The sequence below is a fragment of the Finegoldia sp. BIOML-A1 genome, assembly GCF_009678325.1.
GTDB lineage: Bacteria > Bacillota > Clostridia > Tissierellales > Peptoniphilaceae > Finegoldia > Finegoldia magna.
Genome location: NZ_WKZF01000009.1, coordinates 1 through 24,450, shown reverse-complemented (window position 1 = coordinate 24,450; position 24,450 = coordinate 1). Strand labels below are relative to the sequence as shown.

General features: G+C 31.7%; 25 protein-coding genes and 10 tRNA genes. 4 read left to right on the top strand and 31 right to left on the bottom strand.

Features of this window, described 5'->3' with window-relative positions:
* Window positions 1-153: 153 nt before the first annotated feature.
* Window positions 154-567, top strand: a complete 414-nt coding sequence (locus GKG00_RS07490; protein WP_154254925.1) for a Fur family transcriptional regulator — start codon at window positions 154-156, stop codon at window positions 565-567.
* Between the two features lie 36 nt (window positions 568-603).
* Here the strand turns inward: GKG00_RS07490 and GKG00_RS07485 are convergent, their stop codons facing one another.
* From GKG00_RS07485 to GKG00_RS07385, 21 genes are all read right to left on the bottom strand, one after another.
* A complete protein-coding gene (locus tag GKG00_RS07485) occupies window positions 604-1,374 on the bottom strand; it encodes an XdhC/CoxI family protein (RefSeq protein WP_154254924.1) in 771 nt (256 codons plus the stop codon).
* Window positions 1,364-2,176 (bottom strand): selenium-dependent molybdenum cofactor biosynthesis protein YqeB, encoded by an 813-nt coding sequence (yqeB, locus tag GKG00_RS07480; RefSeq protein ID WP_154254923.1) that lies wholly within the window; start codon window positions 2,174-2,176, stop codon window positions 1,364-1,366. The genes GKG00_RS07485 and yqeB overlap by 11 nt, the downstream gene beginning before the upstream one ends.
* Window positions 2,154-2,747 carry an NTP transferase domain-containing protein gene (locus GKG00_RS07475; protein WP_278725464.1) on the bottom strand — a complete coding sequence of 198 codons (594 nt, stop codon included), beginning with the start codon at window positions 2,745-2,747 and terminating at the stop codon, window positions 2,154-2,156. Before GKG00_RS07475 ends, yqeB begins: the two co-directional genes overlap by 23 nt.
* Window positions 2,748-2,827: 80 nt before the next feature.
* Window positions 2,828-3,631: a bifunctional 5,10-methylenetetrahydrofolate dehydrogenase/5,10-methenyltetrahydrofolate cyclohydrolase gene (locus GKG00_RS07470; protein WP_094206992.1), complete on the bottom strand. Its 804-nt coding sequence runs from the start codon at window positions 3,629-3,631 to the stop codon at window positions 2,828-2,830.
* A complete protein-coding gene (locus tag GKG00_RS07465) occupies window positions 3,628-4,092 on the bottom strand; it encodes a metallophosphoesterase (protein ID WP_154254921.1) in 465 nt (154 codons plus the stop codon). Before GKG00_RS07465 ends, GKG00_RS07470 begins: the two co-directional genes overlap by 4 nt.
* Complete coding sequence (rdgB, locus tag GKG00_RS07460) at window positions 4,073-4,675, bottom strand: RdgB/HAM1 family non-canonical purine NTP pyrophosphatase (RefSeq protein WP_094206990.1); 603 nt, start codon at window positions 4,673-4,675, stop codon at window positions 4,073-4,075. The genes GKG00_RS07465 and rdgB overlap by 20 nt, the downstream gene beginning before the upstream one ends.
* Window positions 4,675-6,096 carry an Asp-tRNA(Asn)/Glu-tRNA(Gln) amidotransferase subunit GatB gene (gene gatB, locus GKG00_RS07455; RefSeq protein ID WP_154254920.1) on the bottom strand — a complete coding sequence of 474 codons (1,422 nt, stop codon included), beginning with the start codon at window positions 6,094-6,096 and terminating at the stop codon, window positions 4,675-4,677. Before gatB ends, rdgB begins: the two co-directional genes overlap by 1 nt.
* A 1-nt stretch (window position 6,097) precedes the next feature.
* Window positions 6,098-7,489 carry an Asp-tRNA(Asn)/Glu-tRNA(Gln) amidotransferase subunit GatA gene (gatA, locus tag GKG00_RS07450; protein WP_154254919.1) on the bottom strand — a complete coding sequence of 464 codons (1,392 nt, stop codon included), beginning with the start codon at window positions 7,487-7,489 and terminating at the stop codon, window positions 6,098-6,100.
* Window positions 7,489-7,770, bottom strand: coding sequence for an Asp-tRNA(Asn)/Glu-tRNA(Gln) amidotransferase subunit GatC (gene gatC, locus GKG00_RS07445; protein WP_154254918.1), 282 nt, complete (start codon window positions 7,768-7,770; stop codon window positions 7,489-7,491). The genes gatA and gatC overlap by 1 nt, the downstream gene beginning before the upstream one ends.
* A 50-nt stretch (window positions 7,771-7,820) precedes the next feature.
* On the bottom strand, window positions 7,821-9,809 hold the full coding sequence (gene ligA / locus GKG00_RS07440) for an NAD-dependent DNA ligase LigA (RefSeq protein ID WP_154254917.1): 1,989 nt from the start codon (window positions 9,807-9,809) through the stop codon (window positions 7,821-7,823).
* The gene (locus GKG00_RS07435) at window positions 9,809-11,983 is read right to left on the bottom strand and encodes a UvrD-helicase domain-containing protein (protein WP_154254916.1); all 2,175 of its coding nucleotides are present in this window, start codon (window positions 11,981-11,983) and stop codon (window positions 9,809-9,811) included. Before GKG00_RS07435 ends, ligA begins: the two co-directional genes overlap by 1 nt.
* Window positions 11,984-12,112: 129 nt before the next feature.
* The gene (locus GKG00_RS07430; RefSeq protein WP_110058493.1) at window positions 12,113-12,946 is read right to left on the bottom strand and encodes an undecaprenyl-diphosphate phosphatase; all 834 of its coding nucleotides are present in this window, start codon (window positions 12,944-12,946) and stop codon (window positions 12,113-12,115) included.
* A 102-nt stretch (window positions 12,947-13,048) separates the two neighbouring features.
* Window positions 13,049-14,074, bottom strand: a complete 1,026-nt coding sequence (locus GKG00_RS07425) for a spermidine/putrescine ABC transporter substrate-binding protein (RefSeq protein WP_154254915.1) — start codon at window positions 14,072-14,074, stop codon at window positions 13,049-13,051.
* Between the two features lies 1 nt (window position 14,075).
* The gene (locus tag GKG00_RS07420) at window positions 14,076-14,849 is read right to left on the bottom strand and encodes an ABC transporter permease (RefSeq protein WP_035109446.1); all 774 of its coding nucleotides are present in this window, start codon (window positions 14,847-14,849) and stop codon (window positions 14,076-14,078) included.
* Window position 14,850: 1 nt separating this feature from the next.
* Window positions 14,851-15,660 (bottom strand): ABC transporter permease, encoded by an 810-nt coding sequence (locus GKG00_RS07415; RefSeq protein ID WP_094205495.1) that lies wholly within the window; start codon window positions 15,658-15,660, stop codon window positions 14,851-14,853.
* On the bottom strand, window positions 15,650-16,696 hold the full coding sequence (potA, locus tag GKG00_RS07410) for a spermidine/putrescine ABC transporter ATP-binding protein (RefSeq protein WP_154254914.1): 1,047 nt from the start codon (window positions 16,694-16,696) through the stop codon (window positions 15,650-15,652). The genes GKG00_RS07415 and potA overlap by 11 nt, the downstream gene beginning before the upstream one ends.
* A 12-nt stretch (window positions 16,697-16,708) precedes the next feature.
* Entirely contained in the window at window positions 16,709-17,248 is a 540-nt protein-coding gene (locus GKG00_RS07405) for an XRE family transcriptional regulator (protein WP_094206981.1), read from the bottom strand.
* A gap of 142 nt (window positions 17,249-17,390) precedes the next feature.
* Window positions 17,391-18,230, bottom strand: a complete 840-nt coding sequence (locus GKG00_RS07400; protein ID WP_154254913.1) for a TPM domain-containing protein — start codon at window positions 18,228-18,230, stop codon at window positions 17,391-17,393.
* A 12-nt stretch (window positions 18,231-18,242) separates the two neighbouring features.
* Entirely contained in the window at window positions 18,243-18,797 is a 555-nt protein-coding gene (locus GKG00_RS07395; protein ID WP_094205491.1) for a LemA family protein, read from the bottom strand.
* An 8-nt stretch (window positions 18,798-18,805) separates the two neighbouring features.
* Window positions 18,806-19,981 (bottom strand): tRNA uracil 4-sulfurtransferase ThiI, encoded by a 1,176-nt coding sequence (thiI, locus tag GKG00_RS07390; RefSeq protein ID WP_094223344.1) that lies wholly within the window; start codon window positions 19,979-19,981, stop codon window positions 18,806-18,808.
* Window positions 19,982-21,109, bottom strand: a complete 1,128-nt coding sequence (locus GKG00_RS07385) for a cysteine desulfurase family protein (RefSeq protein ID WP_154254912.1) — start codon at window positions 21,107-21,109, stop codon at window positions 19,982-19,984.
* Window positions 21,110-21,201: 92 nt separating this feature from the next.
* Here GKG00_RS07385 and GKG00_RS07380 point away from each other — a divergent pair, with 92 nt between their 5' ends.
* The 3 genes from GKG00_RS07380 to GKG00_RS07370 all read left to right on the top strand — a co-directional run bounded on the left by GKG00_RS07380 (window position 21,202) and on the right by GKG00_RS07370 (window position 23,118).
* Complete coding sequence (locus tag GKG00_RS07380; protein WP_154254911.1) at window positions 21,202-22,047, top strand: ribonuclease H-like domain-containing protein; 846 nt, start codon at window positions 21,202-21,204, stop codon at window positions 22,045-22,047.
* Window positions 22,040-22,651, top strand: coding sequence for a hypothetical protein (locus GKG00_RS07375; protein ID WP_154254910.1), 612 nt, complete (start codon window positions 22,040-22,042; stop codon window positions 22,649-22,651). The genes GKG00_RS07380 and GKG00_RS07375 overlap by 8 nt, the downstream gene beginning before the upstream one ends.
* 83 nt (window positions 22,652-22,734) lie before the next feature.
* Window positions 22,735-23,118, top strand: coding sequence for a prepilin-type N-terminal cleavage/methylation domain-containing protein (locus GKG00_RS07370; RefSeq protein WP_154254909.1), 384 nt, complete (start codon window positions 22,735-22,737; stop codon window positions 23,116-23,118).
* An 86-nt stretch (window positions 23,119-23,204) separates the two neighbouring features.
* On the opposite strand, the gene GKG00_RS07365 is transcribed toward GKG00_RS07370, so the two are convergent.
* From GKG00_RS07365 to GKG00_RS07320, 10 genes are all read right to left on the bottom strand, one after another.
* Window positions 23,205-23,280: transfer RNA gene (locus tag GKG00_RS07365), tRNA-Arg, on the bottom strand.
* A gap of 215 nt (window positions 23,281-23,495) precedes the next feature.
* Window positions 23,496-23,570: transfer RNA gene (locus GKG00_RS07360), tRNA-Trp, on the bottom strand.
* Window positions 23,571-23,646: transfer RNA gene (locus GKG00_RS07355), tRNA-Phe, on the bottom strand.
* 69 nt (window positions 23,647-23,715) lie between these two features.
* Window positions 23,716-23,792, bottom strand: a tRNA-Ile gene (locus GKG00_RS07350).
* 20 nt (window positions 23,793-23,812) lie between these two features.
* Window positions 23,813-23,903, bottom strand: a tRNA-Ser gene (locus tag GKG00_RS07345).
* 19 nt (window positions 23,904-23,922) lie between these two features.
* Window positions 23,923-24,011, bottom strand: a tRNA-Ser gene (locus GKG00_RS07340).
* 5 nt (window positions 24,012-24,016) lie between these two features.
* Window positions 24,017-24,092: transfer RNA gene (locus tag GKG00_RS07335), tRNA-Lys, on the bottom strand.
* 4 nt (window positions 24,093-24,096) lie between these two features.
* Window positions 24,097-24,173 (bottom strand) — tRNA-Gln (locus GKG00_RS07330).
* Between the two features lie 7 nt (window positions 24,174-24,180).
* Window positions 24,181-24,257: transfer RNA gene (locus GKG00_RS07325), tRNA-Arg, on the bottom strand.
* A gap of 5 nt (window positions 24,258-24,262) precedes the next feature.
* Window positions 24,263-24,336: transfer RNA gene (locus tag GKG00_RS07320), tRNA-Gly, on the bottom strand.
* Window positions 24,337-24,450: the final 114 nt, after the last annotated feature.

The window sequence follows — 24,450 nt, the reverse complement described above, 5'->3', positions numbered from 1 at the left end:
TATTTCACTAACTATATATTATACCACTAATTTACAAATTTTCAGATATAAATGACGAAAAAGTTGACAAATTGTAGCATTCTTTCGATTTCAAATTACAAATAGTTCTAAAATATTTCATAATAAAATGTTATAATAATTATAGGTGATAATATGAAAAACGAAATCTTATTACAAAATGGTTTGAAAGTCACAAAAGCAAGAAAGCTTATAATATCGATTTTAGAAAAAACTGAACAGCCTATCTCTGCAGAAGATTTGTATGAGATTTTCAAGAAAAAAGAAGACTCCAATCTGTCTACAATTTACAGAAATTTAAAAATATTAAAAAATAAAGAAATAGTTGAAGTTGTTTGTGAAATCGACGGCATTTCATACTACAGATTAAAAGGCAAAAAACATAAACACAGTATAATCTGTGAATCTTGCGGCAAAATCATTCCTATTGATCATTGCCCTGTTGAAAAAATAGAGACGGATTTGGAAAACAAAACCGGTTTCAAAATTGACTCACATTCTCTTGAATTTAGAGGAATTTGTCCAGATTGCCAAAACAAAAATGAATAGCAAGTAAAAAAGCATGACTTTTTAGTCATGCTTAATTTATTTGCCGTTCTTCACTTTCAGAATTTGAGACATTATCGAAATAGCTATTTCTTCTACAGATCCATCATCAATATCAAGTCCTACGGGAACATTAATACTGTCGACTAAGTTTTTGTCTACATTTCTTTCTACCAAGTTTCGTTTTAAAGTTTCTGCTTTTTTCTTGGAGCCTAACATTCCGAAGTATTTATGAGGTTTGTCCAAAATATTAAAAGCAACTTCCTCATCATGCTTATGATTTCTTGTAGCGGCTATTATAAAAGTATCAGGTGTAAATCTCAAATCATCTATAGAATCTTCAATTTCTTTATTGATATATTTTTTAATATTAGAAAAATCTTCATTGTAAATAAACTCATCTCTATCATCTACAACTACTACTTCAAAATTTGTTAAAGTTGCAATTCTGGCTAATTTTTGCGAACAATGTCCTGCTCCGAAAATAATCAACGTTGGTTTTGGGAAAAACACTTTACCAAAACCACTAGCTCTACCTCCGCAACTCATACTAACCTTCTCTCCCTCATTCAGTACATAATCAAATTCGAAGTCACTATCTTTTTTTAAGTTTTCAATAGAATCTTTGATTACTTGGTGTTCGATAGCACCACCGCCTACAGTTCCAAAAGTTTTTCCATCCTCACGAACAGCCATAATATTTCCTTGTTTACCAGGAACTGAACCTCTATTTTTAAACAATGTTACCATCATACATTTATATCCGTCTTCCAAAGATTTGTACATTTCTAACAAAACATCATTTTGCATTCTTTTCTCTCCTGTTTTCTAACATCATAATTGCTTCCAAAACAGCTCCACCAATTGCTCTAGCTTTATCGCTAATTGTAAAACAGTTTTTTACCTCTTCATATCTAGGGTCAATATCAATTATTTTAAGTCCTTTTGTGACCTCAAAATCATCCCTAATCATTCCTCTTATTACGCCATCCAAAGTCGCTCTTATATAATTATCTCCGACTTTTGCTATAATCTCTTCCTTATTAACAATATCTGAAATGCTTTTAATATGTGTAAATTGACCATCAAAATCAGAGTATATAACTCTTTCATTGGAAAATCCATCAATAATTCCTGGAATACCTGTGTTTTTCTTTGCGAATCCTTGTTTGATAATTCTTGCTAAATCATGTCCACGCATAGTTTCAATCACAATATCGCAATCAACACCTGCTTCAAAACCAGGTCCTAAGCCTATCGTAATATCAGCCATTTCTTTTTTTAATCCAGTGTTTTTCTTCGCTAATATAGCATCCACCACGACATCGAATTTCTTCCTATCTAATATCGTAAGTTTTGGATCTACTATTATCACAGGATTGTATTGTTCTAAGTATTCGTCAATTTCATCCAAGTTTTCACACAAAACAGCCTCTATATCTTCAACAGTCGCTTTTTTTTCGTAAATTGCCTCAGAAAGCGATACTTTTCTTCTGATACTACTTGGATTTATAACTTCAGTAACAACGCATTTGAACCCAGCGCGAACAAGTTTTTGAATTGTACCAGTTGCGATATCACCTGCGCCTCTAATCAAACAAATTTTCTGCATTTACTATCCTTTCATAATCATCGTTTGTATCTATATCCATTAGTTCTCTTTCGAAATCTGCGTCTACATATTTTACATCATTCAAATTCTTGTTCTTAACTATTGAACCTTTTTCATCGTTTTTCAGTGATAATAATTGATTAAAAAACTTCTTTGAAAAAATTACGGGATTTCCTACTTTGTCCTTGAACTTCAGTTGACAAATTTTATCTTTCTCAAATGAATTAATTAATTTTTCTATTGAAATTTCTGTTAATAACGGCTGGTCAGAAACTAGGAAACAAATACCATCCATTTCATTGAAATAATTGACTCCTAATTTTATCGATTCGCTTTGTCCATTTTCATTGTTAGGATTATTAAGCGTTTTGATTCTGATTTTTTTGCAATATTCTTTTATCGTAGAATTATTCGTAATTACAACTCTATCATAAAAGTTTGATTTTGCTACCAAATCAATAATATATTCAAAAATAAATTTATCATTATATTGTAGCATTAATTTGTCAGTTTTCATTCTCTTGGACAAACCACTTGCCATTATTACTGCGCCTATTTTCAAAATTATCACCTAATCTATTATACACTTTTAGTTTATTGCAATCAAAAACCTCTTTATCAATTAAGATAAAGAGGTTTTTGGGATAAAAATTATTGTCTATTCAAAGCGCCTTCAACCATTTGCAACAATAATACTCTTGTTGTGATTTTTCCAACGCTATTTGCCAATACTTTTACGTTAACTTCTGGATTAACATCGCCTGATAATTTTCCGTTTTCATCCAAGCTAACTCCAACATCTACTACATAAGAATCTTCAGTAAAGTAAGAATCATCAAACATTTTAGCTTTTCCAACTGCAGTTACAACCAAATCAGCGTTTTTAGTAAATGATTTTATATCTTCTGTTCTAGAATGACACATTGTAACAGTCTTGTTTTCTTTTATAAGCATATTGAAAAGTGGTTTACCTAAAACTAATGATCTGTTTACGATTACTACGTTTTTAACGTCAAAGTTGTAGTATTTAACTATTTCAACAACAGCTCTAGCTGTAGCTGGATAATATGCATCTTCTTCTGCTGCCAAAACTTTTCCTAAGTTAACCATTCCCATCGCATCGATATCTTTTTCTGGAGCGATTATATATTGAATTTCTTTTTCCAATTTTTTATCTTTTAATGGTCTAAACATCAATATACCGTCGTGCGTTTCATTTAGTTCTTTGATAGTTTGGATTAATTTTTCATTTTCTCCTTCTTCTAAAACTATTTGATCACAAGTTATGTTCAACTTAGCACAGTTGTTTTTTACAGCTTTTTCGTAAGAAATATCTCCTGCATTTTCACCAACTCTTACAGTTGCAACCTTAACTTCTCTGCCTAATTTTTCTACACCATCGATAATTCTTTTACCTAAATCTTCTCTAAGTTCTTTAATGTCTAAAACGTTCATAAAAGTATCCTTTCTATTTGTTCTTTTTTTGTATCGTATATTACAAATCCAGCTTGTCCATCTCTTGGATAAGTTACAGATCCTGGATTGATAACCCAAACGCCATCAATTGTTTCATTAAAATACCTATGCGTATGTCCATACAAACACATTTTGCAATTTAAAGATTTGCACTTTTTGACTAATCTTGTCACTCCTGAAGATACATTGTATTTATGGCCGTGTGTTATGAAAATATTTTTATCAGAAATTCTAATAACCTTGTCATATTCACCACCAGCAACATAAAAATCGTTATTTCCTTTTACATAAATGACTTCTACTTTTAATAAATCTTCAAGTAAAATTGCATCATCGCACACATCTCCTAAGTGAACGATGATGTCAATTTCTTTATCAAATAAATAGTCATAAACTTTTGCGATTTTGTTATGTGTATCACTAATTATTGCTACTTTCATTTAAACCTTTCAAGATGATTTTGGCGTTTTCCAAAGCTCTTTTTCTGTGACTAATCTTGTTTTTCTCACAATCTTCCATTTGTGCAAAACTTTTATCGTAGCCATCTGGCATGAATATACTATCATATCCGAAACCATGTTCTCCACATTCTTCAAGTAAAATCTTGCCATCTACTCTGCCTTTTGCTTGATGAATTTCATTATTTGAATCTATGATTGTAATTACAGTTTCAAAATAAGCACTTCTATCTTCTTTTTCTTTCAATTCAGATAAAAGTTTTTGACGATTTTTACTATCGTCGCACTCATCTCCTGCAAATCTCGCAGAGTATACTCCAGGTCTTCCTCCTAAAGAATTTACAAAAAGTCCAGTGTCATCACTCATTACAATATCATCTGTATATTTTTTTAGAAATTTAGCTTTGATAAGTGAATTGCCTTCCAAAGTTTCTGCATCTTCTACTGCATCTTCATTTATACCCAATTCGGATTTGGAATACACATCATAGTTTAAATCAGAAAGTATTTCTTTTATTTCAGAAACTTTTCCTTTATTTCCTGTAGATAAATATATTTTCTTCATTAGATTTTCTCTTTGATTAATTCATTGAACTTTTGAGGATTTCCTTTACCTTTTGATTTTTTCATACATTGGCCAACCAAGAAACCTATAGCACGATCTTTACCATTTCTAATACTTTCGATAGATTCTGGATTTTCTGCCACCACTTCATCTACTATTTGTTGTAGTAAATTATCGTCATCAACTTGTAATAATCCTTTTTCTTTTACATAAACTTCTGGGTCAAAGTTTTCGTTGAACATTTCTCTCAAAACTTTTTTTGCAGTTTGATTGTTTACTTTCTTAGTTGAAGAAAGTTTAATCAATTTTGCCAAATTTTCAGCAGACATATTCATTTCTTCTACTTCAATTTCATTTTCATTTACTTGACGAAGTACATCTCCCAATAACCAATTCGAAGATTGAACAGAATCATTAGAAATTTTTACAACTTCTTCGTAGTAGTCAGCCAAGTATCCATTTCTTGTAAGAATATCAGCATCGTATTCATCTATCTTGTATTCGTTCATGAATCTTTCTTTACGCATTTGTGGAAGTTCAGGCAACTCATTTTTGATTTCTTCGATATATGATTGTTCCACATAAGTTTTAGGAATATCCCCTTCAACGGAGAATCTGTAATCATTTCCTTCTTCTTTGTGTCTCATTACTATTGTAGTTTGAGTGTCTTCATCCCATCTTCTAGTTTCTTTTTCTCCAATTTTGTTTTCTTTTGCCAATTGGATGTGTCTTTCTTGTTCGTAAACCAAAGCTTTTGATACTGATTTGAATGAGTTTAAATTCTTAATTTCAGAAATTTTAGTTTTAAAATCAGAATCTTTATCGTAAACATTGATGTTAACATCGCATCTCAATGATCCTTCACTCATCTTAACATCTGATATTTTCAAATATTTAATTCTTTCTCTTAAAGTTTCTAAAAATTCTCTGGCTTCATCAGGAGTACTCATATCTGGCTCACTAACTATTTCAATTAAAGGAACTCCAGCTCTGTTATAATCCATTAAAGTGTTTCCACTTTCGTTGTGGATTGATTTACCTGTATCTTCTTCTATGTGAATTCTTCTAATTCTAACTTTTTTACCTTTAGTTGATGATTTTAATTCAATATATCCATTTGTGCAAAGTGGTTGATCTTCTTGTGTGATTTGATATCCTTTAACTAAATCAGGGTAGAAGTATTTTTTTCTGTCCATCTTAAATTCATTTGCAATGTCACAATCAAAAGCCAATCCTGCCATTATAGCGTATCTTAAAGCTTCTTTGTTCATGTGAGGAAGTGCTCCAGGATGACCTAAACAAATCGGACATACATTTGTGTTTGGAACTTGTCCGAATTCATTCTTACAACCACAAAACATTTTAGTTTTAGTTGATAATTCAACGTGAATTTCCAATCCTATAAGTGTTTTTAAGTTCATGCTATCTCCTTTCAAACGCTAAAGCTGCATTCAATAAATTTTCTTCGTCGTGACTATTTGCAATTAGTTGCAAACTAGTTGATATTCCTGATTTGTAAGGAATTGAAATAGCACACAATCCACTCAAGTTTACAATTACATTGAAAATACCTGAATCGTATACAGCCAATGGATCGTCTTTTCTACTGTCTAATTCATAAGGAAGACTTGTCATTGTAGGTGTAGCAATGAAATCAAAATCCTTGAAAATATTTTTAAATTCTTGTGAAAGTAGATTTCTAACTTTCAAACCTTGTTTGTAAACTTTTTGGTCATTGGAACTTGCTAGATAAAAAGTTCCCATAGCAATTCTTCTCTTAACTTCTTCGCCAAATCCTTCGCTTCTAACCTTAACGAACAAATCTCTTGTATTTTCATAATCATCTGTCAAATATCCATATCTAATTCCATCAAATCTTGACATATTAGATGACACTTCACTAGTAACTATTACGTTGTATAACGCATTTGCGTATTTTAAATATTCAAAGTCGATTTCTACTAAATCGGCTCCTAATTTTTTTAGAATCTCCAATATTTCTTTGTATTCTTTGATAACTGTTTCATCTTTGCTGTATTTTTTCAAATCAACAACTGCAATTTTTTTGCCCTTAAAATCATAATCTTTCTTTTGAACATTTACTTCAGATTGAATTGTAGTCATATCATTGTCATCGTGACCTGCAATTACATTGTAAGTATCCATTATATCTTCAACAGAATTTGATAATATACCAACTTCGTCCAAAGTATTTGCCATTGATTGAACTCCGAATCTAGAAATCGAACCATAAGTTGGCATAAATCCTACTACATTACAACAAGATGCTGGTTGTCTGCTAGATCCACCTGTGTCAGTTCCCAAACTTACAACAGCCATTTCAGCTTTGATACTAGCAGCTGATCCTGATGAAGAACCTCCTGGGATTAATTTTGTGTCTACAGGATTTTTTGTAGGTCCAAAATAACTCGTTTCAGAAGAAGATCCCATGGCAAACTCATCCATATTAACTTTTCCAACTATAACGCAGTCTTCTTCTTTTAATTTTTTGATTACAGTGGCATCATAAATTGAAACATAATCCTCTAACATTTTTGATCCACAAGTCATCTTCAAATCTTTTACATTGATATTGTCCTTAACGCTTACTGCAACGCCGAACATTTTTCCTAACTTTTCGTTGTTTTTTGCTTTTTCAATTAGTTTTTCAACTTGTTGGTCAACGAATGATTTGTCGTAAGTTATAAACACATTCAAATCTTTTTTTGATTCTATTAATTTATCCAAATCATTGTAGAAGTCCCTTAAACTTTCAGGGTTTTCTACAAATTTATTTCTAAGATTTTCTATCATTATTCCACCACTTTCTTCAATTTAAAATAACCATACTCACGAGATTTTGCATTCTTCAACGCAACTTCTCTTGGAATTGATTCTTTTGGTGTATCTTCTCTAAGTATGCTGTGATATTGTGGCAAGAATTCCTTATATTCCACTCCTTCAGTATCACATTCCATAATCATACTTGCAAAATCCAATACAGTATTATATTTTTCATATAAATCATCCACGTTTTCAGTTAACTCTAGGTTAGCCAAATCATAGATTTTTACTACTTCATCTCGATTAATCATACTAACTCCTTTTTAATTCATGATTAAATTTTATCATAAATAAATTAAATTTATAAGTTGTCTAAGAATGAATTCAATTCATCTTCTGTCATTAATTTTACACCCAAATCCTTCGCTTTTGTAAGTTTGGATCCAGCTTTTTCTCCATACACCACATAATCAGTATTTTTGGATACAGAAGATGAAACTTTTGCCCCCAAATTTGATAACTTATCTGTAAGTTCTTTTCTAGAATAATTCACCAAACTTCCTGTCAATACAAAAGTTAAATTATCCAATTTCTTTTCAATACTTTCAGGGTTTTTAATTTTAATTCCTTTTGATATAAGTGAATCAATAGAATGAGAAATAGTTTCGTCATGGAAAAATTCTACGATTTCTTCTGCAATTACATTTCCAATATCTTCGATTTGAATTAATTCTTTAAACTTCGCTTCTCTCAAATTATCAAAGCTTTTATATTTTTGTGCCAATTCAAAGCTTGTCTTCTCACCAATTTCAGGAATTCCCAATGCAAAGATGAAATTAGCCAAATCAACATTTTTACTTTTTTCAATTGCATTGATAAGATTTTGGCTCTTCTTTTCTTTAAATCCTTCTAATCGCAACAACTGCTCTTTTTTTACATCGTAAATTTCTTCAATTGATGTGATGTTTAATTTTTCAAGCAAAACTTCCAAAGTTTTTTCGCTTAATCCATCGATGTTCATTGCATTTCTACTTGCAAAATGAACCATTCTCTTAACTAATTGTGGAGTACAACTCATTGAGTTTGGACAGAAAATATGAACTCCATCTCTAAATAATTCACTGTGACAATATGGACAGTAATGCGGGATTTCAATTTCTTTGGTATCTTCTTGCTCAGGATTTACGACTCCCATTATTTCTGGAATTACATCGTTTGATCTTCTAATGAAAACTTCTGAATTCAATCTTACTTGTTTTCTTTCAATATCGTCAATATTATTAAGTGTAGCTCTTTTTACAGTTACATTCCCAATTTCTACAGGTTCCAACAAAGCCGTCGGAGTTACTTTTCCAGTTCTCCCAACATTCCATTCCACTTCTTTGACAATTGTTGTGAATCTTTCAGGTTCAAATTTGTAAGCTATTGCCCATCTTGGAAATTTATTGGTGTAACCTAATTTTTCTCTAGTTTTAAAATCATTTACTTTAATTACCACACCGTCAGTCAACACGTCAATTTCATTTCTTAATTCAAAAATCTCATCAATAAATCCTGAAATTTCTTCGAATGACGTAGCGCGTTTTTCGTATGGATACAATTTGAAATAATTATCTTTCAAAAATTTCATCATTTGTTCTTGAGTTTCAAGCCCGTTTTCTTCCAAATAATTTACATTGTAGAAATAAGCATCCAAGTTTCTTTCTCTTGTTACCGCTGGATCTAAGTTTCTAAGAGCTCCTGCTGCTGCATTTCTAGCATTTTTGAGTTTTGGTTCATGAGTTTGGTTGTATTTTTCTAATGATGAAAGTGGCATTACTCCTTCGCCTTGAATTTCCATCAATCGTGTGTCTTTTATTTTCAATGGAATTGAATTGATAGTTCTTACTTGGCTTGTAATAACTTCTCCGATAGTGCCGTTACCTCTTGTAGTAGCCATTACCAAATATCCACCGTCATAAGTCAAATTTACTGTCAACCCATCAAACTTAAATTCTACATAAAATTCAACTTCAGGTAATTTATTTACGTGATTTTTATTGTAATTTTCTACAAACTCAATGGTTTTATTGACCCAATTTCTAACTTCTTCTTTGCTTTGCGCTTTTCCTAAACTGTACAAAGTATTCAAGTGCACATGCTTTTCAAATCCCGATAAAACTTCTCCACCAATTCTATTTGTAGGAGAATTTGGTAGAATAATTCCCGTCTCTTTTTCAAGATTTACAAGCTCATCATACAAAACATCGTACTCTGAGTCCTCAATCAAAGGATCGTCCAAAGTATAATAATGAAAAGCGTATTTATTTAGTATGTCTACTAAATATTTTATTCTGTCTTCCTTTTCCATTATTCAACCCTTGTTAGTGGTGCTAGTGATGAATTTAGCTTCTTCAATCCTTTTTTATCGAAATTAATCGTCAACTCATCTCCATTGTCTTTTTCTACAATTCCAACGATTACACCAGTTCCGAACTTCTTGTGTGAAACCTTATCTCCAGCTCTGTACTTTTCATTGTTTTTAGTAACATTATTTTGTTTTTTAGTGATTGAAGCTGATGCTTCTGTCCTGTAATCGTCAACTACTTTTGTGTTGAACGATTCTCTAAAACTAACCTCTTTATTAGGAGATTCGTCTTTGTATTTGTTTTCCATTTCCTCTATAAACCTCGATTCAGCTTTTGTTTGAAATTCATTAAATCTTCTTCTCGATTGTACACTTGTAATGTACAATTTTTTCCTTGCCCTTGTGATTGCCACGTAGCACAATCTTCTCTCTTCTTCTACATCTTCATCTACTCTTGATGGAATAGTACCTTCTTCTAGCCCAGTGAAAAATACAACATCAAACTCCAATCCTTTTGCCGCGTGGATTGTCATCATTGATACACCTTTAGTATTGTCATCTGTTTTATCCAAATCAGTCATCAAAGAAGATGTTTCCAAATATTCTCTCAAGTTTTTATCAGGATTATCTTGAACAAATTGATATAAAGACGAAATGTATTCGTCAATATTTTCCAACCTTGTCTTATCATCTCTATTAGTTGATTTTTCTAGATTCGCTCTGTATCCTGTTTTATCCAAAATATATTCCATAAGTTCTGCAACATTCAAATCGTCTTTCGGAAAGCTTTTGATTAAATAATAAAACTCTTGAAGTTTTTTTGATGTAGCATTTGAAAAATCAGGAAGATCAGTGTTTTTGATGTATTCCATCATGCTAATTCCTCTGTTTTGCGAATATTGCAACAACTTATCCATAGTTGTTTTGCCAATTCCTCTTTTCGGCTCATTGATAATTCTATTTAATGCCATATTATCATTCAAATTTTCAACAATTCTAAGATAACTAACACAATCTTTGATTTCTTTTCTATCGTAGAATTTCAATCCACCTACAACTCTATTAGGAATTCCTAGTCTATTCAATTTTTCTTCGAAGAGTCTTGATTGTGCATTAGTTCTGTACAAAATCGCCATTTCTTCGTATGGATTTTGTCGATATCTTTCTTGCTCAATCCATTGAACTACTTGGTCTGCCTCATCTAAATCAGAATACATTCTCCTATATATAGGCATATCCCCTTCATTTTTTGCAGTCCACAAATTTTTATCTTTTCTAAGTGAATTGTTTTTAATCACAGTGTTTGCCAAATCCAAGATAGGTTGTGTTGAACGATAATTTTGTTCCAATAAAATAACTTTTGCATTCTTAAAATCTTTTTCAAAGTTTTGAATGTTTTGTATGTTTGCTCCTCTCCAACCGTAAATTGATTGGTCAGAATCTCCTACACAGCAAATATTATCGTTTTTAGAAACCAAATTTTTGATAAGCTTGTACTGAGTATCGTTTGTATCTTGGTATTCATCTACAAACACGTACTTAAATCTTTCAGAATATTTTTCTCTCAAGTCGGGATTTTCTTCGAACAACAAATTAGTCTTAACAATCAAATCATCAAAATCCAATGAATTGTATCTTTTTAATTTGTGTTCGTATTTTTGGAATAATTCCATAGTAAAAGTGCTTAAATTTATATCAAAATCTTCTTTGTCGATATTTTTTTCTGTAGCACCTGCGTTTTTTAATCTAGAAATTGTATTGATTTCGTTTTTGATTTCGACATTTTTAGGATCTACTCCCATATCCTTTAAACATTCTTTTACAAGAGATATTTGATCTGCTCTGTCATAAACTGTAAAGTTTCTTTCGAAGCCAATTCTTTCTATTTCTACTCTCAGTATTCTAGAACAAATGGAATGAAAAGTTCCTATCCACATGCTGTCTACGTCTTCTTGTAAGATGTTTTCAACTCTTTCTTTCATTTCTTTGGCAGCTTTGTTTGTGAAGGTAATTGCCAAAATTTCGTATTTTGAACACAATTCTTTCTCCAAACAATATGCAATTTTCGTAGTCAAAACTTTTGTTTTACCACTTCCTGCTCCTGCCAATATCAACATAGGACCATCTGTATTTTCGACTGCTTCTCTTTGTCTGTCATTTAAATTATCTAAATTCATCATAACTCCTTATGTATCAATAAAAAAATAAGTCGCTACAACTTATTTTTTCAAATATATATTCGTCTATGTTTTCTAATGTTCATTTAGGAATAATTGCAACTATTCCTCCTCATTATTATATCACAACTATCTGATTAGTCCGAAATAAATTAGAACCAATACACCAAGAGCTATTCTGTAATAACCGAACACTTTGAAATCATTGTTTTTGATGTAATTCATTAAGAATTTAATTGTAATTACAGATACAATAAAACTTACTGCAGTTCCCAATAATAACACGAATGCTTCCATTGCTGTAAAACTAAATCCAAATTTCACAAGTTTTAGTAAACTTGCTCCAAACATTGTTGGAATTGCCAAGAAAAATGTAAATTCAGCTGCAATTGTTCTGGATAATCCTATAGCAATACCACCTAGAATTGTAGCTCCTGAACGTGAAGTTCCTGGGAACACCGCTGCAATTACTTGAAATAAGCCTACAATAAAAGCTTGTTTGTAAGTTATTTTGTCGATGCTATCGACTAATTTTTTGTGTGATTCTTTGTTTTTGTTTTCAATTATAATAAAAAGAATACCGAAAATTATCAGTGCTAATGAAATTACGAAATAATTATAAAAGTGTTCTTCGATAAAATCATCAAATTTTATACCAATAATAGCCGCTGGAATGCACGCAACAATTATTTTTGCCCACATTATCATTTTGCTTTTACTAATTGATATCAAATGAGTTTGACCTTTCTTAAATGGCCACACTTTGTTCCAGTAAATTACTACAACTGCCAAGATTGCCCCCAATTGAATTACAACGGTAAACATTGATTTGAAAGCATCTGACATGTTCAATTTGATAAATTCGTCCAATAATAAAATATGACCAGTTGAACTAACTGGCAACCATTCTGTTATTCCTTCAATAATTCCTAAAAGAATAACTTTTAATATTTCTATAAACATATTTCCTCCAATTTCTTAACTACTCATATTATATGAAAAATCCGTTTATTATTCAATCTCAAATGAAAAAAGTGCAAAAGTAAATCTCTTGCACTTTCTAGGTTAATTTGCTTTTATATCAGCCCATATATCATCGTATTTTTCTACAAAATCTGATGGGTCTTTAAATATTTCCATATTTTTATGCTTTGATAAATCAGGATAAGCTGTATCATCTTCCTGGATTTCCTTGTCCAAAAGTTTTTTTGCTTCTGTTGATGGAAGAGAATAACCAATGTATTCTGCATTAACTTTTGCATTCTCAGGATCTGTCAAAAAATTTATAAATTTTTCGGCATTTTCTTTGTGTTTTGCATTTTTCAAAATAGCTAATGTATCAAACCATAAATTTGAGCCTTCCTTTGGAATTACATATTCCAAGTTTTCGTTCTCACTCTTTGCGACAATCGCATCTCCGGAATACATCACAGCAATATCCGCTTCTTCATTTACCATTTGATTTTTCGTTTCATCTACAAGATAAGCAAGTACAATATCTTTTTGTTTTATCAATGACTCTTTTGCTTTTTCTAACTCAGCTTCATTTCTAGAATTCATTGAATACCCTAACCTTTTTAAAGCAACTCCTAGAGTGTCTCTTGTGGAGTTCATCATTATGATATTGTCCTTGTATTTTTCATCCCATAAAATATTCCAGCTATCGACTTTTTCTTTTACTTTATTTTTATTGTAAAGAATTCCCACAGTTCCCCACATATAAGGAACTGTATATTCGTTTTTTGGATCATAATCCAAATTTCTAAATTTCTCATCGATGTATTTGAAGTTTGGAATTTTGCTGTAATCAATTTTTTCAAGCATTCCTTGCTTTATCATTTTCTCAGCCATGTAATCAGAAGGAACCACAACGTCGTAATTATTCCCTCCTTCTTTTACTTTCATATACATATCTTCATTTTGCTCAAAAGTATCATATATTACTTTAATTCCCGTTTCTTTTTCAAACTTTTCTATCAAAGCTGGTTCGATGTATTCTCCCCAATTGTAGACATACAAAACATTTGAATCATCTTTAGAGCAAGAAGTTAGAACCAATATAGTTAATAAGAATAATAAAATTTTTTTCATCTTACAATTCCTCCAATAGATTTGTTCTCTTGTGAAGAATCAACAATAGAATTACCATTACTAAAAACATAATAGTACTCAACGCATTAATTGCTGGATTTACACCTTTCTTTGCCATAGAATACACAGTAACGGATAAGTTTGACACGCCGTGACCTGTTGTAAAGAAACTTATTACAAAATCATCAATACTAAGTGTAAATGCTAATAAACTTCCTGAAAATACTCCCGTTTTTATTTCTGGCAACACAACTTTTCTTAAAGTGTAAAAAGGAGTCGCTCCCATATCCATCGCAGCCTCTGGCAAGAACTTATTCATTTGCGATAATTTTGGCAACACCGCTAGTATTACATAAGGAGTTGTAAATGTGATGTGTGACAATAACATCGTGAAAAATCCGAATGGAAAATTCATCAAGTTAAATATTACCATCAAACTTACTGCTGTCACTATATCTGGATTTAAAACAGGTAGATAATTCATATTTAAAAGCAAAGTTTTCTTGTAACCTCTCAAATAATAAATTCCTATCGCTGCTATTGTCCCTAAAATTGTTGCAATTATTGTGGCTAATATCGCAATTAATATTGTGGTTTTAAATGAAGACAAGATTTCTTCATTATGCAATAATTCCTTGTACCATTTGAATGTAAATCCTACCCAGCTTCCTTTCAAACGAGAATCGTTAAATGAAAATACCATTAATACAGCAATTGGTCCGTAAAGAAATAAAAATACCAATGCCAAATAAAATTTCTTAAAAAATTCTTTCATTTTATTCTCCTTTCTCATTTGTAAAAGCTAATGAAATTAAAATCATAACTATCAAAACAACAGAAATCGCACTACCATAATGCCAGTTTCCTGCTATTCTAAATTGATGCTCAATTATATTACCAATCAAATTGTATTTGTTACCACCAAGCAATGCAGATATTTCAAATGTAGATATCGCAGGAATAAACACCATAGTAATTCCTGTAATAACTCCAGGCAAACTCATCGGAAACACTACTCTCAAAAAAGTTTGCAACTTTGATGCTCCCAAATCGTAACTAGCTTCTACTAGTGAATAATCTGATTTGTCTAGTATTGAGAAAATAGGAAGTATCATAAAAGGTAAGAAATTGTAAACCATCCCCATTAAAATAGCTCCTTCAGTGTAAAGCATTTTTATTGGAGAAAAACCAAAATGTATCAACACGCTGTTGATTATTCCATTTTTGCCAGTTAAAATAATCCACGCATAAGTTCTCAACAAAAAGTTCATCCACATTGGAATAACTATCATAAGCATCAACACAGCCTTGTACTTTTTGTCTACTTTACTGATAAAATAAGCTGTTGGATATCCTATCAACAAACAAATCACTGTACTAATAAAAGCCAATCTTATTGAATTCAAAAGCACTTTTACATATTTTGATGTAAAAAATCTATGAAAGTATTCCAGCGAAAATTGTGGATTGGAAAAATCTCTCAATGATCCAGTTGTAACTGAATAATAAACTATAAGAAACAAGGGAAATACAATGAAAAATAATATCCAAATAGCATAAGGAATGGATAATTTCTTAAGCTTCATTGTCGCACCTCTTCATAATATGAATATTATCTGGATCAATGTTAATGCCTACAATACTTCCTTGAGGTTTGTTGATAGTTGATTGTGCCTTGTATTTGAAATCTCCAGTATCCACAAACATTTCGTAGTGAATTCCTTTGAACCTGTCGCTAATAACTGTCCCTTTAATTTGTCCTTTATCTGGAGCAACTATCTCCACATCTTCAGGTCTAATAACTACTTGTACATTTTCGTTTTTCGCAAATCCTTTATCCACACACTTCCATTTATGATTGGAGAATTCTACCATGCAATCTTCTAAAAATACCCCGTCAATTATGTTACTTTCGCCAATAAATTTAGCTACAAACTCATTCTTAGGTTCATTGTAGATATCTTCTGGTGTTCCTATTTGTTGAATTACACCATTATCCATAACAACAATAGTGTCGCTCATAGTTAAAGCTTCTTCTTGATCGTGTGTTACATAAACAAATGTAATTCCTATTCTCTCTTGAATATTTTTGAGTTCGTTTTGCATTCCTTTTCTCAACTTCAAATCCAATGCACCCAATGGTTCATCTAACAACAAAACACTTGGCTCATTAACCAAAGCTCTTGCTATAGCAATTCTTTGTTGTTGGCCACCACTCAAATTATTTATCTTTCTTTTTTCAAAGCCAGACAAATTAACAAGTTTCAAAACTTCTGTTACTTTTTCTCTTATTAATTTTTCGTTCATTTTTTTGATTCGCAAACCAAAAGCGATGTTTTCGAAAACATTCATATTAGGAAATAGAGCGTATTTTTGAAAAACCGTGTTCACATTTCTCTTATAAGGTGCAATATGACTGATGTCTTTCCCTTCAAAAATAATCTTTCCAGTATCTGGAGTTTCAAATCCAGCAATTAATCGCAAAGTCGTAGTCTTTCCACAACCTGACGGTCCCAATAATGTCAAAAATTCTTTATTTCTAATGTAAAGATTCAAATCTTTTAAAATATGTTCATCTTCAAAAGATTTATTAATACCGATTAATTCAATGATATTATCCATTAAACATTCCCCCTAAAAATTTGGTGGTGACATAATCCATATCACCTTGCAGATTTTTGTGCCATTATTTTCTAACATTCTAGTTTTATTGCACTTAGTATAAAAACAATCACCCTTATTTAGCTTAAATTTTTCGTTGTCTAGATAAATGTTACAGCTACCTTCAATCACATATCCAAACTCTTCGCCCTCAAATGGAGTATATTCTTTTGTTTCTCCATTATGATCAAGTGTAATTATCACAGGCTCCATAGTGTTAACCTGAGATTTTGGAACAAGCCATGTAATAGTAGAATTCATGCTCAAATCTTCACTTGACTGATAATCGTCTTTCGTGAAAATCTCTTTTACCGTAGGCTTATCCATAAAAAAAGTTGCCATATCAGTTCCCAATGCATTTAATAAGTCATTAAGTGAATCTACAGAAGGACTTGTCAAATCTCTCTCTAATTGTGATATGAAACCTTTTGTCAAATCAGACCTTTCTGCCAATTCTTCTTGGGTCAAACCAAGTTTTAACCTCAATGATCTTATTTTTTCTCCTATTTCCATTACTATCTCCTTACTTAAAATATTAAACCAAAAGTATTATAACATAAAAGCGTATAAAACTAAACAAAAAGTTAAAAATATTTTACTAAGTTTTCGCAAAAAAATACTCTCAAAATTAATTGAGAGTATTTGATAAATTTAATTAAAAGCTTCTTCCAGCTCCTCCGCCTCCGGATGAGCCTCCTCCTCCAGAGAATCCACCGAATCCTCCAGAAGATCCGCCGCCAAAACCTCCGCCGAATCCGCCGAAGTCATCGTCATCGAATCCTCCTCCAAATCCAGGGAAGAATATTGTACCACCACGTCTTCTGCCTCTGTATCTATTATTTCTACGATTACTTCTTGATATAATGTACAGAATAATCAGAAATATTATAATTCTAGCAATAGTGTTTGTAAGTTGCTGGTCTGAACTTCTGTTTAAATTTTCTTGATATTTATCAAAATCTCCAGTTAATTCAACATCATACTCAGCAGCAACTTCACTGATAACTGCATTGAATCCTTCTTGTAAAGCGTTAGAATAATTTCCGTCTTTTAAATCATCTAGCATATATTCATCAATTATTCTTCCGACTTTACCATCGTTAAGTCTTCCTTCTATTCCATAACCTGTAATGATATTGATATGACGATTACGACCCTTAGGTTCATTTAAATCTTGTGACAATAAAATCAGAACCCCGTTTTTCTTAGTGGAATCTCCGATTTTCCATTTGTTAAACAAATCAACGCCATAATCAAACGGATCTCTTCCTTTTAAATCTTTTATGGTTACAACAAGTACTTGTGAACCTGTTTTTTGCTCAAGTTCTACATTCGTCTTAACTATTTTATCTTTAACTTCCTGGCTAATCACACCCATCTCATCAAGATAAAAAGTATCCGGTGATTTCGGCAAATCTTGGGCAAAAGCATTTACATTAAAAATTAATAAAAAAGCTAAAACAAATGAGAATATCAATCTATATTGCTTTCTCATTATTTATTTGTCCTATTCAAAGTTAACTTGTGGTGCTTTTTGTGCTGAAGCATCTGCTTCAAAGTATTTTTCAGAGCTGAATCCCATTAATCTAGCAAATATTACTGTTGGGAATCTCTTAACTTTTTGATTGTATGATTTTACAACTGTGTTGTAATTCTTTCTTTCTGTAGCGATTCTGTTTTCTGAACCTGCTAATTCATCCATAAGTTGTGTAAAGTGGGTATCTGATTTTAGTTCAGGATATCTTTCTACAACAACATTCATACCATTTAATGCACTTGTCAATTCATCATTTGCTTTTGCTAATTCTTCTGGATCTTTGGCATTTTTTACACCAGCTCTAGCTTCAGAAACTTTGATGAATACATCTTCTTCATGCTTTGCAAATCCTTTTGCTGTGTTAACTAAGTTTGGAATCAAATCCGCCCTTCTTTGAACAACGTTTTGAACTTGTGCATAAGCCTCATTCACATCTTCCTTTGATTGAACCAAACCGTTGTATTGTGGCACTAGTAATAATGCTAACACAACAATAATACCTATAATAACTCCTGCTTTTTTCATACTTCCTCCTATTGTCTAATCTTAATTAATTCCATATTATCTATACATTCTTGAACCAAGCCTTCAATGTCTAAGTTTTCTTCTTCTCTTTTGACATCGTAAATTCTTGGTTTAGTGACTGGTCTTTTTGGTGTAAACACCGTGCAACAATCTTCAAAAGGCAAAATCGATGTTTCATACGTTCCTATTTCCCTTGCAATTTCTATGATTTCTGTTTTGTCACTTGCAATTAAAGGTCTTAAAATAGGAAGACTTGTTACTTCATTAATTACTGAGACCCCTTGAATAGTTTGACTTGCAACTTGACCTAAGCTTTCTCCTGTAATCAAAGCGTCAATTTTATTTTCATTTGCTATTCTTTCTGCAATCCTCATCATAAATCTTCTAGAAATGATAGTCATCATTCTTTCCTTGCAGTTTTTGGTGATAGCTTTGTACACTGGAAGCAAGTTCACAGAATAAAAGTTAATATTACCAGTATAATACGAAACTTCCTCTGCTAATTGCTTAACCTTTTCAAAACCTCTTTGACTTGTGAATGGGTAGCTGTGGAAGTGCAAACAATCCACACGAACTCCCCTTTTTGCCATAAGAAAAGCAGCCACAGGGCTATCTATACCACCAGATAATAACAACAAACCTCTTCCAGAACTACCAATTGGAAGACCACCCCAACCTTTTATTCTATCCGTGTAAACATAACAATTATCCTTAATATCTACATAAACAAAAAAGTCAGGATTTTTGATATCAACCTTAACATAATTTCCATATTTTTTTAATATAGTACCACCTAAAAGTGGATTTAATTCTGGAGATTTTGGTTCAAAGTTTTTGTCAACTCTATGAACATCAACTTTGAAGGTTTGAAGTTTATCTTCGATAATTTTACCTTCTATTATCTTTAATACCCCATCTTGCATACTTTCAACCGTTTTTTCACATTTTATGCAAGGACTAATGTACACAATCCCGAAAACTTTTTTAATTCTAACTATAATTTCATCAAAATCATTGACATCAGCCTTGATGTACAACTTACCTTGTTCTTGATAGTATTCTTCAATTTTATAATCAGAAATCGCATCCAAAATCTTACTTATTGCACGCTTCTCAAAAGTGTGTCTGTTTTTTCCTTTTAAGGTTAGTTCTCCAAAACTAACCGAAATATACCAATCTAACATTTATCTCCTCATAATATCTCTAATATCTTCTAATCTAAGCTTTAGTTTCTCTACAAACACATCCAAAACATCCTCAGACGTATCATCTGTAAATGAAATTCTTATACATCCATCTGAAAACTCATCAGGTGTGTTGATGCTTTGGATAATTCTCGATTTTTTGGAACCATTGCATGCACTCCCAGTAGAAATGTATATTTCATCTTGTTCCAAATAGTGTAGCAATACTTCACTCTTAATGTAATTAAAGCACACATTCGTAATGTATGGACTATATCCTTCTAGCTTAGAATTAAAATACACACCGTCAATTTTTGATAATTCATTCATCAAATATGACTTCATCTTGTATAATCTGTCGTAAGTTTCATCAATTTTAGAAAAAACTTCTTCACTAGCGCATTTTAAAGCCACAATCCCCGCTACATTTTCGGTTCCAGGTGAAATTCCCGATTCTTGTGAACCTCCTATTATAAGAGGCTTCACTCTTTCAGGATTTCTTATGAAAATCGCACCAATTCCCTTAGGAGCGTGGATTTTGTGACCACTAATTGTGTAAAAATCAATCTTCGCTTCATTAATATCTAATTTAATCTTGCCAAAACCTTGAATCCCATCTACATGAAACAAAGTATTCGGATTTTTTTCTTTAATTTTTTTGCCCAATTCTGTAATTGGAAGAATTTTTCCAGTTTCATTATTAACATGCATAACTGAAACTAAACGTGTTTTTTCATTTATCAAATCAATGATATCGTCAGCTTTAAAATCATCACTTACATTTACAAAATGAACAGTCCTATTTTCCTTCAACTTATTATAAGTTTTAAACACAGAAGAATGTTCTATATTTGTTGTTATAAATTCTTCTTTTTTATCATTAGTAACACTTCCATTGATAGAAATATTATTACCTTCAGTTCCGCAAGATGTAAAGAACACATTCTCTGGTCTAACATTTAATAAGTTTGCAATTGAATTTCTGGAATCAGTAACAAGCTTTTCCGCTCTCATTCCAAAATCGTATAAACTTGAAGGATTCCCAAAATCAACAGTCATTGCATTAACCATTTCTTTTACCGCATTTTCTGACACTTTCGTAGTAGCAGCATTGTCTAAATATATCATTATATCCCTTCATTTCTATTTAAAATCATATTAATATTATAACATGTAGAGAAAATTTACCAAAATAATAGTATAATGGAAATGGTGATAAAATGAATGAAAATCAGGCTATTATAAATATAGAAACAACAGGAATTGATCCTCACAAAAACCATATTTATCTTATAAATATATTCACAAATGATAGATACTATAATTTCTACTCAAACAATAATGAATCTGAAGAAAAAATCATAAAATCAGCTTATAAAATCTTACAAAACAAACAAATTATTAGTTTTAGTGAATTTGACGTGAAATTTTTCAATACAAAATTAATAAAATACACAGAATTTGATGTAATTAACAATTGCATTTACTTGCAAAAATTAATTAGAAATTACTACAATTCAAAATTCACTTCCCTTAAAGCAAAAGATTTGTCATCAAAATTATTCGATATTAATATAGATGATAAATCAAAATCAGTGAAACTATACAAAAAGATTTCAAAATCAAATCGTATTTCAGATGAATTAATAGAATTTGCCAAAACATCAATGAGTTTTAAGATAAAACTGTACAATTATATGAGAGAATTCTTCGAAGAAAATTGTGATACGTTTGAAGTATACTCAAATTTTGTTAGATATTTGTTATATGATATTAAGAAAATAAAAAATAACTTAGAAATTAGTTTGATTACAGATAATAAAATGGAAATTGATGCCATGTATGAATCAACTCAAATCAAATCACAAGGAATGTTTATAACTTTATGTTTGAGTTTGCATGAAGGATACATTGATGATGATTTTGTGGAATGCACAATGACAAGTATGGACAACAATTATAATTTAATAAACAATTACTACCCTTTAGTCATAAATGAAGAGTTTATTTATGATAATATTAAAGAATTAGTAAAATACACACTTACGGAGATTTTTAATGAATAAAAAGACAAAACAAATATTGTTTGCAATATTAGGAAACTTAATAATAGGATTTAGTATAGGAATACTCAGACTATCAAAATTAGGCGTAGATCCTCTTAGCTTTATGAATAGTGGATTTTCAGACTTTTTGAAAAAAGATTTTGGAACTGTAATTACTGTGACCAATTTCATACTAATCGTTATAGTTTTTATTGGCCACAGAAAATCTATCGGACTTGGAACAGTTATAAATATGGCGACTGTAGGTTACAGTGCTGATTTTTCGTATATGCTACTAAAGTTTATGGATACTGACAAATTTTGGGTAAACTTTATTCTGTTGATAATTGGAATAAATGTTATGAGTATAGGAGTTGGAATTTATTTGGAAGCTGACCTAGGTGCCAGTGCTTATGACGCTATGCCCTATGTTATGGACAATATAGTTAAAAGAGATTTATCATACAAGTATACAAGGATCGTATTAGACATAATATGCATCGTGGTTGGTCTGTTATTTGGAGAACAAATCGGAATAGGAACTATATTTTTAGGATTTTTATCAGGCCCACTAATTGTATTTTATAGGAATTTGGCTAAAAATTTAATTTTTGAAGAGATTTAAAAATATTTAATTATTTGTATTGAATAATCCTTAATTTTGATTATAATAAAAGTAAGTAAAATAATAAATAACTGGAGGAAATTATGAAACTACAAACGTTAAAAAAGAAGAAAAAAGGGTTTACATTACTTGAATTATTGGTAGTACTTGCCATACTGGCTATCCTTATAGCAATAGCTATCCCTGTCTACAAAAACCAAAAAGAAAAAGCAGCCATAACTGCACACAACGCAAATGTGAGAGTCTTAGAAACAGCTGTGGAAAGTTATAGGCAAGATCATGATGGTAAATTACCTGATGGGTTAAAAAAGTTAGAACCCGAATATATTAAAAGTGTTCCAAAAGTCCCAGCAGGTGCAGTTGAAGGTTCAGAAGAATATGATATAGATAAGGATGGAAATATAAAACCAGGAGAAGTAGATAAGGACAACAGTGATAGTAGTCAGACAAACCCAAAACAAAATTAATAAGAACACAAATTAAAACTCAAACCTGCTTAATCAAGCAGGTTTTTTAATGCAAAAAAGATAGCAATAAGCTACCTTTTTCTATATGGCAGAGATTGAAGGAATCGAACCTTCATCATTCAGATTCGGAGTCTGAGATTTTACCAATTAAACTAAATCTCTATACCCTATCATTTATGACTACAACTTACATTATAGTTTTTTATAAAACAATACATAATTTACGTATTATAAATTTTACTTACACTGAAAATATATAATCTCATAAAAAATTGTTATGTTTCTTGTTACGTTTTATAATCGTAGATTAAATATATAAAACATAAAAACGGCTTGATTCGATGTCTAATAACACATAGAACCAAGCCGTTAAGTTGTGGCAGGGGATAGAGGACTTGAACCCCTGACATCCGGTTTTGGAGACCGACGTTCTACCACTGAACTAATCCCCTTGGTGCCCAGAGCCGGAATCGAACCAGCGACACAAGGATTTTCAGTCCTTTGCTCTACCGACTGAGCTATCTGGGCACGTACTTTATTTAGGAAATGATTTCAATATTATAAAAAAATATTTCTTGAATAAATCAAGAAATAAATTGGTGGGCCTTCAGGGACTCGAACCCGGGACCTACCGGTTATGAGCCGGGCGCTCTAACCAACTGAGCTAAAGGCCCAAGAATAAATCATATATTCTTGGCGGAGAAAGAGGGATTTGAACCCTCGCATCCCGTTAAGGATCTACTCCCTTAGCAGGGGAGCCTCTTCAGCCACTTGAGTATTTCTCCTAAATAAAGTAATTTAAAATGGCGGAGAGGGTGGGATTCGAACCCACGCGGGGTTGCCCCCAAACGGTTTTCAAGACCGCCTCGTTATGACCACTTCGATACCTCTCCACATTTGGTGGCTCATCCGGGACTCGAACCCGGGACACCCTGATTAAAAGTCAGGTGCTCTACCATCTGAGCTAATGAACCATATTGGCTGGGGTGACAGGACTCGAACCTGTGGAATGCAAGAGTCAAAGTCTTGTGCCTTACCAACTTGGCGACACCCCACTATTATTGGCGCACCTAGGGGGATTCGAACCTCCGGCACACGGATTAGAAGTCCGTTGCTCTATCCAGCTGAGCTATAGGTGCTTAATTGGAGCGGGTGAAGGGAATCGAACCCTCGCAACCAGCTTGGAAGGCTGGGGCTCTACCACTGAGCTACACCCGCATATAGGTAATTAATCTTATTATTTTGTAAAATTTAATTGGTGGAGGAGGGTGGATTTGAACCACCGAAACATAAAGTAACGGATTTACAGTCCGTCCCCTTTGGCCACTCGGG